Origin of the sequence: Candidatus Pelagibacter communis, assembly GCF_001180105.1 — a bacterium.
GTDB lineage: Bacteria > Pseudomonadota > Alphaproteobacteria > Pelagibacterales > Pelagibacteraceae > Pelagibacter > Pelagibacter ubique_K.
In genome coordinates, this window is record NZ_CVSO01000068.1 from 1 (window position 1) to 1,154 (window position 1,154).

2 protein-coding genes and 1 pseudogene are annotated in these 1,154 nt (G+C 29.5%); all 3 read right to left on the reverse strand.

Features of this window, described 5'->3' with window-relative positions:
- A partial coding sequence (locus AMN84_RS04340) for an ABC transporter permease (protein WP_143755552.1) occupies positions 1–601 on the reverse strand: 601 nt, incomplete at its 3' end.
- Positions 602–684: 83 nt separating this feature from the next.
- Complete coding sequence (locus tag AMN84_RS05075; RefSeq protein ID WP_179850702.1) at positions 685–855, reverse strand: hypothetical protein; 171 nt, start codon at positions 853–855, stop codon at positions 685–687.
- Between the two features lies 1 nt (position 856).
- Positions 857–1,154 (reverse strand): annotated as a pseudogene (locus AMN84_RS04345) (ABC transporter substrate-binding protein); the annotation flags it as partial.

Genomic DNA, 1,154 nt, shown 5'->3' on the forward strand with positions numbered 1-1,154 from the left:
CCAATGATAAACCTGCGATAATTGCTGGTCTGGCTGAAGGTAAAATTATTTTTAAAAATACTTTTAATTTTGAAAAACCTAAATTTCTTCCTAAATCTATTAAATTTTGTGACTGATATAAAAAAGAGGCTCTGGTTAGAATATAAACATAAGCAAATAAAGAAAAAGATATTGAAAGTATTGCTCCAACCATTCCATCAAATTTTGGGATATGACTGTTATAATTAGCATCTCCAAAAATATCTTTTAATATTGTGTAAGCAGTTCCATAGTTTTCAAAAAAAGCTGTTAAAGAATAGGCATAGATATATGGTGGGACTGCAAAAGATAATATTAAAGTCCATTTGAAAAAATTACTTCCAGGAAAATTAAAAAATGAAACTAAGTAAGCAGAACCAATGCCCATTAAAAAAGTAAAAATTAAAACACCAATTAATAATACAGCTGAATTAAATATGTACTCTAATAGAAAAGTATCCTTTAATATTTGGTAGTAATTACTTGTTTCTTCAAAAAAACTCGCTGAAACAGTCAAGATGGGTATAATTACAACAAATGAGATTACGAACGAACTAAGAGACCAAACATTAAATTTATTCATATTATAATCCGCCTTATAATCATGAAAATAAATATGCCCGTGAAAAGGAGATCTTAATCACGAGCATATTTTCAAAGAATTATCTAAAAATCAAAAACTTTTAGGATGTGCGGAACCTCCTGTTCATTGATTTCAGATAAATTTCTTTTATTTATTCTTTGATTGATTTTTTTACACTCTGAGACACACGGAGAGCATCCCTCAGAAGATTTATTTAAATCAATTTCAGTAATAAATTCTTTTTTATCTGCCATGTTATTTCCAACCAGCAGCTGTCATTACTTCTAATGCATCAGCTTGTTTAGCACCATAGCTAGAAACTTTTGTTTTTAGATCTTGTTTAAAATCTAAACCAATATTGTTAACTACTAATGGATTTGCTGAAACGCCACCGATCATTGGGAATTCAAATGTATTATTAACAAAGTGTTCTTGAGACTCTGGTGTTAATAAAAATTCCACAAGTTTGATTGCGTTATCTTTGTTTGGAGCACCTTTAACTAAAGCAGCACAACTTATGTTCATGTGCGTTCCTCTATCATTTTGATTAGGG

What these genes read in the sequence shown, in the direction of transcription:
- AMN84_RS05075 (WP_179850702.1), bottom strand. Translation starts at nt 855, where the DNA reads ATGGCAGATAAAAAAGAATTTATTACTGAAATTGATTTAAATAAATCT.